Origin of the sequence: Salinicola sp. 4072 (assembly GCF_036663415.1) — a bacterium.
Lineage (GTDB): Bacteria > Pseudomonadota > Gammaproteobacteria > Pseudomonadales > Halomonadaceae > Salinicola > Salinicola salarius_A.
In genome coordinates this window covers 84,360-95,385 of record NZ_JAXOVV010000016.1, presented here as the reverse complement: position 1 = coordinate 95,385, position 11,026 = coordinate 84,360, and the positions used below count along the sequence as shown (strand labels likewise).

7 protein-coding genes are annotated in these 11,026 nt (G+C 61.9%); 2 read left to right on the top strand and 5 right to left on the bottom strand.

The annotated features are described in order from the left end of the window. Positions 1-555: 555 nt before the first annotated feature. Together pssA and ilvC are read right to left on the bottom strand one after the other, a co-directional pair. The gene (gene pssA / locus R3F72_RS12220; protein ID WP_087720937.1) at positions 556-1,428 is read right to left on the bottom strand and encodes a CDP-diacylglycerol--serine O-phosphatidyltransferase; all 873 of its coding nucleotides are present in this window, start codon (positions 1,426-1,428) and stop codon (positions 556-558) included. 177 nt (positions 1,429-1,605) lie between these two features. Next, entirely contained in the window at positions 1,606-2,622 is a 1,017-nt protein-coding gene (gene ilvC / locus R3F72_RS12215) for a ketol-acid reductoisomerase (protein WP_071230777.1), read from the bottom strand. A gap of 200 nt (positions 2,623-2,822) precedes the next feature. On the opposite strand from ilvC, the gene ilvY reads away from it, so the two are divergent. Beyond that, positions 2,823-3,707 carry an HTH-type transcriptional activator IlvY gene (gene ilvY / locus R3F72_RS12210; RefSeq protein WP_332779771.1) on the top strand — a complete coding sequence of 295 codons (885 nt, stop codon included), beginning with the start codon at positions 2,823-2,825 and terminating at the stop codon, positions 3,705-3,707. Between the two features lie 87 nt (positions 3,708-3,794). Here ilvY and ilvN read toward each other — a convergent pair whose 3' ends face one another. Together ilvN and R3F72_RS12200 are read right to left on the bottom strand one after the other, a co-directional pair. Next, positions 3,795-4,286: an acetolactate synthase small subunit gene (gene ilvN / locus R3F72_RS12205; protein ID WP_071230775.1), complete on the bottom strand. Its 492-nt coding sequence runs from the start codon at positions 4,284-4,286 to the stop codon at positions 3,795-3,797. Continuing rightward, positions 4,286-6,010 carry an acetolactate synthase 3 large subunit gene (locus R3F72_RS12200; protein ID WP_332779770.1) on the bottom strand — a complete coding sequence of 575 codons (1,725 nt, stop codon included), beginning with the start codon at positions 6,008-6,010 and terminating at the stop codon, positions 4,286-4,288. The genes ilvN and R3F72_RS12200 overlap by 1 nt, the downstream gene beginning before the upstream one ends. A gap of 633 nt (positions 6,011-6,643) precedes the next feature. Between R3F72_RS12200 and R3F72_RS12195 the strand changes: the two genes are divergently transcribed. Then, positions 6,644-7,987, top strand: a complete 1,344-nt coding sequence (locus R3F72_RS12195) for a sugar porter family MFS transporter (protein ID WP_332779769.1) — start codon at positions 6,644-6,646, stop codon at positions 7,985-7,987. Between the two features lie 161 nt (positions 7,988-8,148). Here R3F72_RS12195 and clpB read toward each other — a convergent pair whose 3' ends face one another. Beyond that, complete coding sequence (clpB, locus tag R3F72_RS12190) at positions 8,149-10,734, bottom strand: ATP-dependent chaperone ClpB (RefSeq protein WP_332779768.1); 2,586 nt, start codon at positions 10,732-10,734, stop codon at positions 8,149-8,151. Between the last annotated feature and the right edge of the window lie 292 nt (positions 10,735-11,026).

Genomic DNA, 11,026 nt, shown 5'->3' with positions numbered 1-11,026 from the left:
AAAAGCGGACCAAACTTGGTTCAAGGTCAAACGAATCTTGACGAGTCGCTTGCCTCGATATGTCGTGACTGGCTGTCACGCGAGAACAAGCGCCCACATCAATTACCTGATCGATTGTTAAAGAGCGTCCCTACTTGAAGCGTTTCGCTTCTGCCGTCAAACCCAAGTGCTTGTCAGCGCTCGTTTTCTTGGCCGCCGTAAGGAGTGGCGTATTTTAAGGATCTTGGCGGCGATGTCAACATCTTTTTCCGTTGAATCCCGCTGGCTCCGGTCAAACTGGGTGGAGCCGATCCTTCGAAGAACTGGGAAGCGATCTTACCGGCCTCACCGCCTTGCGTCAACCGATTTCTTCAATCAAATCAAACGCTTGGCTTTCTTCTCCGCTGCCTCCGAAACCCTGTCTCGGCGGCAGCGGATGCGTACTTTACGGATCCGATGCCCGCTTGGCAAGTGTTGTTTGTCACTTTTTGCGCATTCGGTCAAAACCGTGCCCGGCAAAAACGACGACGCCCGCGCGGGGCGGGCGTTTCAGCAGCATGAGGCCACATTCAGCTTTCAGTCATCCTGCGAGTTCTGGCCACCGGCTTCGCTACGGCGCTTCTCTCTGCGCCCCTTGTTCAATCGCCCCAGCGCCAAAATCGGGCCGGAAATCACGTAGCAGCCAAACAGAGCCAGCAGCATGACCGAAGGCTCGATGGAGATCAGCACGAACAACAGCACGATCGCCAACAGGAACACGAACGGTACCGGTCCCTTGAAATCGATCTCCTTGAAGCTGTGATAGCGCACGTTGCTGACCATCAGCACACCGGCAGCGGCAACCACGACGGTCATCAACACCTTGAAGCCCAGCGACTCGGCGTCGAAGGTATGGAAGACCCATACGCAGGCAGCCACGATGGCCGCCGCGGAAGGGCTGGGCAAACCGACGAACCACTTCTTGTCGATACTGCCGATCTGGACGTTGAAACGAGCCAGACGCAGCGCGGCGCCGGCAACGAAGATGAACGCCGCGATCCAGCCGATCTTGCCGACGTCCTGCAATATCCAGGTAAACGCGACCAGCGCCGGGGCCATACCGAACGAGACCATGTCGGCCAGGCTGTCGAATTCGGCACCGAAGGCACTTTGCGTATTGGTCAACCGCGCCACGCGCCCATCCAGCCCATCGAGCACCATGGCAACGAAGATCGCGATGGCGGCCTTGGCGTAGTCGCCGTTGATGGCAGCCACGATGGAATAGAAGCCAGCGAACAGCGCCGAGAGCGTGAACAGGTTAGGCAACAGGTAGATGCCTCGACGGCGTATCCGCTTGCCGTTCTCGACCGTCTCCTCGATGACTTCATCCTCGTCGTCGAACAGCGGAGAGGTGGCTCCAATGGTGATGGTCTCGGGCTCTTGCTCGTGGTGGCGGTCATCCTGCGTCATGAAGCGAGTCCTATAGTGGCGAGTGCGCTCGGGCATATTAGCCGGCCCATTCTACAGCCTAGCGGGAATCTCGACAGATGCTCGCGCAAAAGCGCCCCGGCAAACTTTATGGGGTCAGCCCAAACGAACAGGGGCGCGACAATCGTCGCGCCCCTGTCGAAACCCGCGGGTCGAGTCTTAGTTCTTGCTCTTGTCGACCAGCTGGTTGGCGGTGATCCACGGCATCATCGCGCGCAGCTTGGCCCCGACCTGCTCGACCGGGTGCTCAGCGGTCTGGCGGCGACGTGCGTTCAGCGACGCGTAATTGCAGGCGCCTTCGGCGATGAACATCTTGGCGTACTCGCCGTCCTGGATGCGCTGCAGCGCCTTGCGCATGGCGGCACGCGATTCGTCGTTGATGATCTCGCGGCCGGTGACGTACTCGCCGTACTCGGCATTGTTGGAGATCGAGTAGTTCATGTTGGCGATGCCGCCTTCGTACATCAGGTCGACGATCAGCTTGAGCTCGTGCAGACACTCGAAGTAGGCCATCTCCGGCGCGTAACCGGCCTCGGTCAGCGTTTCGAAACCGGCCTTGACCAGTTCGACCGCGCCGCCGCAGAGAACTGCCTGCTCACCGAACAGGTCGGTTTCGGTCTCGTCCTTGAAGGTGGTTTCGATGATCCCGCTACGACCGCCGCCGATGGCCGCCGCGTAGGAGAGCGCGATCTCCTTGGCCTGACCGGACGCATTCTGATGAATGGCGATCAGGTCCGGGATGCCGCCGCCGCGGACGAACTCGGAACGCACGGTGTGACCCGGCGCCTTGGGCGCGATCATGATGACATCGAGATCGGCGCGCGGCTCGACCTGACTGTAGTGGATGTTGAAGCCGTGAGCGAAGGCGATGGTGGCGCCCTCTTTCAGGTTCGGCTCGATATCCTGCTCGTAGATGACCTTCTGGTTCTCGTCCGGTGCCAGGATCATGACGACATCGGCGGTCTTGCACGCTTCGGCGACGCTGGCCACCTTGAGACCGGCGCTTTCGGCCTTGGCAGCCGAAGAAGAGCCCTTGCGCAGACCGACGGTCACGTCGACCCCGGACTCTTTCAGGTTGTTGGCGTGAGCGTGGCCCTGTGAGCCATAGCCAACGATCGTGACCTGCTTGGCCTGGATCAGGGAAAGGTCACAATCCTTGTCGTAATAAACGTGCATGTCGTACTCCGGAAATCGATGGGCCGTTGGCCCGGAACTGTCGTCACCCAATGTCTGTCAGCGTTGATGGCCACTGGCGTCGTCTCACGCGACGCTCTTCGTTTTAGCCTGGAGCCACGATAAGCCAGACAACTTGTTGCGTAAAACGCTATATTTGCAATGCGACATTTCATTTTCTGAAACAAATCAGCGACAAAACCATGGATTACCGCCCGCTCACCCAGTTTCTGGCCCTGGCCGACCATCTGCACTTCGGCCGGGCCAGCGATGCCTGCCATGTCAGCCCATCGACACTGAGCCGCTCGATCCGCCAGCTCGAGGAAACGCTCGGTGTCACCCTGTTCGAACGCGACAACCGCCATGTCACGCTGACGCGAGAAGGACAGCTGTTTCACTCCTACGCCAGGGAGACGCTGGAGCAGTGGCAGGCGATGCAGGCCACGCTGATGGCGGAAACCCGCGAGCTGGCCGGCGAGATCAGCATCTACTGCTCGGTCACCGCCAGCTACAGCTTCCTCTACCGCCTGCTGAGCCAGTTCCGCCTGCGCCATCCGCGTATCGAGATCAAGCTGCATACCGGCGACCCGGCGGACGCCATTGCCCGCGTGCAGGCCGAGAACGAGGACATCGCCATCACCGCGCGCCCGCGCAGCCTGCCGGATGCCCTAGCATTCAAGCCACTGGCGACCTCGCCGCTGGTGTTCATCGCGCCCCGCGACGGCGCCGACTGGCTGCCCGCCACGCCGGAAACGCCGACGTCCTCGCAGTGGAAAGGCGTGCCGATGATTTTGTCCGAATCCGGCCTGTCGCGGGATCATGCCGATACCTGGTTTCGGGCGATGGGCATCAGCCCGCGAATCTATGCGCAGGTGGCGGGTAACGAAGCGATCGTCAGCATGGTCGGACTGGGATTCGGGGTCGGCATCGTGCCGCGCATCGTGCTCGACAATAGCCCCTTGCTGGACCGGATCACGATCCTGCCGGTCAAGCCGGAACTCCCTCACTACGACGTCGGCCTGTGCGTGCTCAAGCGGCGCCTGAAGAGCGCGCTGATCGAGGCGCTGTGGGCTCAGTTGCCGAACTGATCCGACACGCCGGAGAGGCTAAATACGCAAAAACGCAAAACGCCCGACGGAATTGCTTCCGCCGGGCGCCGAACTACCGCTGGCCACTTACAACGTGAGCAGCTTGTCTCCGCGAGCAATGCCCGACACGCCGGTCCGTGCCACTTCCAGAATGCCGATCGGCGCCATCGCCTGGATGAAGGCATCCAGCTTGCCGGCATCGCCGGTGATCTGCACGGTGTAGACGCTCGGCGTGACGTCGACGATTTGCGCCCGGAAGATGTCCGCCGTGCGCTTCACCTCGTCGCGGGCCGCCCCCAGCGCCTTGACCTTGACCAGCATCAGCTCGCGCTCGATGTGGTTGCCCTCGGTCAGATCGACCAGCTTGACCACGTCGATCAGCTTGTTGAGGTGCTTGGTGATCTGCTCGATCACCCGGTCGTCGCCCACCGTGGTCACGGTCAGCCGCGACAGCGACGGATCTTCCGTCGGCGCCACGTTGAGGGTTTCGATGTTGAAGTTGCGCTGGGAGAACAGCCCCACCACGCGGGACAGAGCGCCCGGTTCGTTTTCCAGCAGAATCGAGATGATATGGCGCATCAGGTCCGCTCCGTCTTCGAAAGCAGCATGTCACGCATGGAGCCCAACGGCACCTGCATCGGATAGACGTGTTCGAATGGGTCGACGTAGATATCGAGGAACACGAGTTCGTTGGTATCGGCGAAGGCACGCTCCAGCGCCGGGGCCAGCTCTTCGTGCGTCGTTACCTTGATCGCGGTGAAGCCGTAGGCCTCGATCAGCTTGGCGAAATCCGGCAGCGACTCCATGTAGGAGTGAGCGTGACGGGACTTGTAGTTCAAGTCCTGCCACTGGCGCACCATGCCCAGCGACTGGTTGTTGAGATTGACGATCTTGACGCCGACATCGAACTGCTTACAGGTCGACAGCTCCTGCATCATCATCTGGAAGCTGCCTTCACCAGTGAAGCAGACCACGTCGTCCTGCGGATAGCTGAGCTTGACGCCCATCGCCGCCGGAAAACCGAAGCCCATGGTGCCGAGACCGCCGGAGGTGATGAAACGGTTGGGCTTGGCGAACTTGTAGTACTGCGCCGCGAACATCTGATGCTGGCCCACATCGGTGGTCACGAACGCCTCGCCGCGGGTGGCACGGTAGACCGCCTCGATCACCTCCTGCGGCTTGAGCGCTTCGCCCGGCTTCGAAGGTTCGTAGAGCCTGTTCTTGCGCTCGGCCCGCCAGCCATCGATGCTTTTCCACCATTCGCCCAGCGCCTCGGGATTGGCCGGCTCGCGATCCTGGACCAGGCTGATCATCTCGTCGATGACGCTGCCCGCTGCGCCGACGATCGGCACGTCGGCCCGCACGGTCTTGGAGATCGAGCTGGGATCGATGTCGACATGGACGATCTTGGCCGTAGGGCAGAACTTCGAGGTGTTGTTGGTGACGCGATCGTCGAAGCGCGCACCGATGGCGATGATCAGATCGGCGTGATGCATCGCCATGTTGGCTTCATAGCTGCCGTGCATCCCGAGCCACCCCAGCGACTGGCGGTCACCCTGCGGATAGCCGCCGATGCCCATCAGCGTGGTGGTGATCGGGAAACCGAGCCGCTGGACCAGATCGGTCAACGCCTCCGAAGCCCGTCCAGTGACGATGCCGCCGCCGGTATAGAACACCGGCCGGCGCGCCTTGAGCATCATGTCGACGGCCTTCTTGATCTGGCCGCTATGCCCGCGCGTCACCGGGTTGTAGGAACGAATCTTGACCTTCTTCGGATAGACGTATTCGTAACGCTCGGTGGGCGCGGTCATGTCCTTGGGAATATCCACCACCACCGGGCCAGGGCGGCCGGTCGATGCCAGATAGAACGCCTTTTTCAGGACTTCGGGAATCTCGCTGGGATGGCGGATCGAGAAGCTGTGCTTCACTACCGGCCGGGTGACACCGACGATATCGGTTTCCTGGAAGGCATCTTCCCCGATCAGGTGACTGGCGACCTGACCGCACAGCACCACCATCGGAATCGAATCCATGTAGGCGGTGGCGATGCCGGTAACGGCGTTGGTCGCACCGGGGCCGGAGGTGACCAGCACCACACCGGGCTTGCCGGAAGCGCGGGCGTAGCCATCGGCAGCGTGGGTCGCGGCCTGCTCGTGCCGAACGAGAATGTGTTGAACGCTATCCTGGCGGAACAGGGCATCGTAGATGTGCAATGCCGCGCCGCCCGGATAGCCATAGATACGCTCGACGCCTTCGTCTTTCAGAAAGCGGGCGATCATATCGGCGCCGGAAAGTAATTCCACTGGTGAGTCTCCCCTGGAAGTTCGAGTGCCGCTTCGCGGTTCTGGGCACAAAACCGATCCGTGAACGATTGGCGCGATCCACGGAAACGAAGCTCAATCACGGCGGTACGCCGCTGTCGACCTGCGGTCGACGCCTGATGCCATATCCTGGCGTCCTGGGCCCGGGGTGGGGACCCGCACTCTGAGGAACCGTCCGCGCTTCGGCGCCGACAGCTCCAGACACGGCAGATCGCCGTATCGGGGTTGGCGGGAACAGGCGTTTGGCCCGCGCCCTTTGGTTTCCCGGCAAAAGCCGAGAAACCTGTCCTTCGACAGGCGGGTAGAGGTCGCTCGGAACCTACCCTTCACGCAGCGGCCGGGGATCACCCGTAGTTTGGCTGCGCCCGCAATCAGGAATCGCCTAGATTCCACCAGCGCCCCGAGGCTGTCAACCTCCGGCGCCGACAACCTGGCGCCTGGCGAGAGAAATGCCCGCAATAGGCCCATGACGCCGACTAAAGTCGGTTCGCTTTTCGCAGCACCATCGAGACATCGCTGCTGTACTGAATCGAAGACCGTATCGAATCCCTGCCTTGCCGGCTCGGATATCGGTCGATGCCTTGCAGGCAAAACCGACCCATGGGAGTAACGCGCATGTCCCCCATCGTGAAATGGTCCGCGTTCGTGGCCATGGCAGGCTTTCTGTTCGGCTTCGATACCGCCGTGATATCCGGAGCCGACAAACCCATCCAGGCACTGTGGGGGCTGAGCGATCTCCAGCATGGACTGTTCATCATGTCGATGGCGCTGTGGGGCACCGTTCTCGGGGCGATCTTCGGCAACTGGCCGACCGATCGCCTGGGCCGCCGTACCACGCTCTTCATCATCGGCGTCCTCTACTTCGTTTCCGCCGTGGGTTCGGCGCTCGCCCCCGACCCGTTCTGGTTCTCGTTCTTCCGCCTGATCGGTGGCTTCGGGGTGGGGATGTCATCGGTCGCCGCGCCCGCCTACATCTCCGAGATCGCGCCCGCCGAACGGCGTGGCAACCTGGTCGCCCTCTACCAGTTCAACGTCGTGTTCGGGATCTTCATGGCCTATGTCTCCAACGCCATTCTGGGCAGTCTGCTCGGCAACGATGCCTGGCGCTGGATGGTCGGGATCGAGGCGATCCCTGCACTGGTCTACACGCTGGCGCTGCTCAAGGTGCCGGAGAGCCCACGCTGGCTGATCCTCAACCGCAACGACACCCGCGCTGCCGCCGAAGTGCTGGACCAGATCGATCCGCACCGCGACAACCAGGCTCAGATCGAGGAGATCCAGGCGGCAGATCGCGAGGATAGCAAGGTGCATTCGCGATTCTTCTCGCGCCGCTATCGCCTGCCCATCGTGCTCGCCTTTCTGATTGCCTTCTTCAACCAGTTCACCGGCATCAACTTCGTGCTCTACTACGCGCCTCGTATCCTCGAGTCCGCCCAGTTGGGTGACAACGCCGCCCTGCTCTCGACGGCGGGGATCGGCCTGATCATGGTGATCTTCACCATGATCGGCATGTCGCTGATCGATCGATTCGGCCGGCGGACGCTGATGTACATCGGCTCGGTGGGCTACATCATTTCGCTATCGATCATCTCCCACGCCTTCTTCACCGATAACCTGGGCGGCGCGCTGATCCCGCTGCAGCTATGCCTGTTCGTCGCCGCCCACGGTATCAGCCAGGGCACGGTGATCTGGGTCTTCATCTCGGAGATATTCCCCAACCGCGAACGGGCCCGCGGGCAGTCGCTCGGCAGTTTCACTCACTGGTTCTTCGCCGCCGTCATTACCCTGGTCACGCCGTGGGTGCTGAGCGTGTTCAACGGCGGGCCGGTGTTCGCCTTCTTCGCCTTCATGATGGTGCTGCAGATCGTCTTCGTCGCCTTCCTGATGCCGGAGACCAAGGGCGTCTCGCTGGAGGAACTGCAGCAGAAGCTATCGCCGAGAGGGGAGTCGCGAACATAAAAAAGCCCGTGACATCGAGCGCCACGGGCGGGAAGACGGTCAGGACGCGACCGTTTGTCTCGGAAAGACCGTTTGTCTTGGAAAGACCGTTTGTCTCGGAAAGGCCGTTTGTGTCGAAAAGACAGAACCGATCGGCCCGGCGGCACCGCCGGGCCGAGCCGTTACTTGTCGAAGACCAGATGATCGCCCTCGGCGCGAACGCGGATCGTGTCGCCCGGCAGGAATCGGCCCGACAGCAGATCCTGCGCCAGCGGGTTCTCGATGCGGCTCTGGATCGCCCGCTTGAGCGGACGCGCGCCGAACACCGGATCGAAGCCGACCACGGCAAGCTGTGCCATCGCCTCGTCGCTGACAGCGAGCTTGAGGTCGCGTTCGGCGAGACGGCTGCGCAGGCGGTCGAGCTGGATCGAGGCAATCGCCTGAATCTGCTCCTGGCCCAGCGCGTGGAATACCACGACCTCGTCGATACGGTTGATCAACTCGGGCCGGAAGTGGTTGCCCACTACCGTCATCACCGCGTCGCGCATGGCGGAATAATCGCTATCATCGCCACCCATGCGCTGGATCACGTCGGAGCCCAGGTTGGAGGTCATCACGATCACGGTATTGCGGAAATCCACCGTGCGCCCCTGTCCATCGGTCAGGCGACCATCTTCCAGCACCTGCAACAGGATGTTGAACACATCCGGGTGTGCCTTCTCGACCTCGTCGAGCAGCAGCACCGAGTAGGGCTTGCGACGGACGGCCTCGGTCAGGTAGCCCCCCTCCTCGTAACCGACATAGCCGGGAGGCGCGCCGATCAGCCGGGCCACGGAGTGCTTCTCCATGAACTCGGACATGTCGATGCGGACCATCGACTCCTCGGTGTCGAACAGGAAGTTGGCCAGCGACTTGCACAGCTCGGTCTTCCCCACCCCGGTCGGGCCCAGGAACAGAAACGAACCGTTGGGCCGATTGGGGTCCGACAGTCCGGCACGCGAGCGGCGCACCGCGTTGGCGACCGCCCTCACCGCTTCGTCCTGGCCGATGACCCGCTCGTGCAGCGCCTCTTCCATGCGCAGCAGCTTGTCGCGCTCGCCTTCGAGCATCTTGGCCACCGGAATACCGGTCCAGCGCGAGACGACCTCGGCGATCTCCTCCTCGGTCACATTGGAGCGCAACAGCTGATGCTGGGCGGTATCGGCGCTGTCGCTATCACTGCTCTCGGCGATCTGCCGCTCAAGTTTGGGAATCACGCCGTACTGCAGTTCCGACATCCGCCCCAGGTCGCCCTGGCGCCGGGCCGCTTCGAGGTCGATGCGAGCCTGCTCGAGATCGGCCTTGTACTGGGCGGCGCCCTGAATGCTGGCCTTCTCGGACTTCCAGACCTCTTCGAGGTCGGCGTATTCGCGTTCGAGTTCACCGATCTGGGTCTCGAGGTTGTCGAGGCGCTTCTTGGACGCGTCGTCGGTCTCTTTCTTGAGCGCCTCGCGCTCCATTTTGAGCTGAATCAGACGCCGGTCGAGCCGGTCCATCTCTTCCGGCTTGGAGTCGAGCTCCATGCGGATCCGCGACGCGGCTTCGTCGATCAGATCGATCGCCTTGTCGGGCAGTTGACGATCGGTGATGTAGCGAGTCGACAGCTTGGCCGCGGCGATGATCGCCGAGTCGGTGATATCGACACCGTGGTGAACCTCGTAGCGCTCCTTGAGCCCCCGCAGAATGGCGATGGTGTCCTCCTCGGACGGCTCGTCCACCAGCACCTTCTGGAAGCGGCGTTCCAGCGCCGCATCCTTCTCGATGTACTGGCGATACTCGTCGAGCGTGGTCGCGCCGACGCAGTGCAACTCGCCCCGGGCCAGCGCCGGCTTGAGCATGTTGCCGGCATCCATCGCACCTTCAGCCTTGCCGGCGCCGACCATGGTGTGCAGCTCGTCGATGAACAGAATGACGCGCCCTTCTTCCTTCGACAGCTCGTTGAGCACGGACTTCAACCGCTCCTCGAACTCGCCACGGAACTTGGCGCCCGCCAGCAGCGAACCCATGTCGAGCGACAGCACGCGCTTGTCCTTGAGCCCCTCGGGTACCTCGCCGTTGACGATACGCTGCGCCAGCCCTTCGACGATGGCGGTCTTTCCTACGCCGGGCTCGCCGATCAACACCGGGTTGTTCTTGGTGCGGCGCTGCAAGACCTGAATCGTGCGGCGAATCTCGTCGTCGCGGCCGATCACCGGGTCGAGCTTGCCTTCGGTGGCCCGGGCGGTGAGGTCGAGGGTGTATTTTTCCAGCGCCTCTCGCTTCTCTTCGGCGTTGGCATCATCAACATTGGCCCCGCCGCGCAGCTCGCCGATCGCGGTCGCGAGACGCTTGCGATCCAGCCCCGCCTGGGTCAGCACCTTGGTAAGCCCGTTCTTCATGTCCAGCGCGGCAAGCAGCACCAGCTCGATGGCGATGTACTGATCGCCACGGGTCTGGGCTTCGCGATCGGCCAGGTTGAACAGCCGTGCCAGGTCCTGGCTCATGCTGACGTTGCCATCGAACCGGCCCACCTCGGGGAGATTGCCGAGATAGCTGGCCAGCCCTTCGCGCAGCCGGCTAACGTCGCCACCCGCTTTTTGCACCAATCCCTTGATGCCGCTGTCGCGCATGTCGAGCAAGGCCATCAACAAATGGCCGGGATCGAGTTGATTGTGTCCGCGTCCTACCGCCAGAGATTGCGCCTCGGCCAGCGCATTTTGTAGCTTGGTTGTCATGCGATCCATACGCATATCGTCACCTCCAGAAGCCGGCACAAGGGGTCTTGGCGGCTCGTCGTTTTCGTTGGTTGACTATAAGATGGCGGTATGTTTGGACTTTTCAAGCTAGTCGAATGAAGAATTCGCTGCGGCAGGCTGTCGCAGAAGAATTGAATTCATGAAGTCAGCAAAAGACGTGAAAAATCGCTAGCGTTAGCAGGCTTGCGCCCCGGACGGCGCTGAACATCACGGAGGATTCAGCGAAGAGCATTCAATGGTAGAAAGCTGGAGCTGGAGCTGGAGCTGGAGCTGGAAAGCAGGCTGA